General features: G+C 64.2%; 1 protein-coding gene. It reads left to right on the top strand.

The window, feature by feature from the left end; all coding sequences use genetic code 11:
• Positions 1-369 (top strand): glycine cleavage T C-terminal barrel domain-containing protein (locus tag AC5RU7_RS21090; RefSeq protein WP_494053887.1); only part of this gene is annotated, 369 nt, incomplete at both ends.

Below are 369 nucleotides of genomic sequence, written 5' to 3'. Positions count from 1 at the left end.
ACGCGCTCTTCAAAGCAGGACAGCCCCACGGGATCATTGCCGCCGGCCGCGCCGCGTTCAGCTCCCTCCGCCTGGAAAAGGGCTACCGCTCCTGGGGCACCGACATGACCACCGAACACGACCCCTACGAAGCCGGCCTCGGGTTCGCCGTCAAAATGACCAAAGACAACTTCGTCGGCAAAGCCGCCCTCGAAGGCCGCACCGAAGAAAACTCCGCACGGCGCCTGCGCTGCCTCACCATCAACGACGGCCGCTCCATCGTCCTCGGCAAAGAACCCGTGTTCTACAAAGACCAGCCCCTCGGCTACGTCACCAGCGCCGCCTACGGCTACACCGTCCAAAAACCCATCGCCTACGCCTACCTCCCCA

Source organism: Arthrobacter sp. K410C (assembly GCF_059090105.1).
This window is presented reverse-complemented; position numbering and strand designations above follow the sequence as displayed.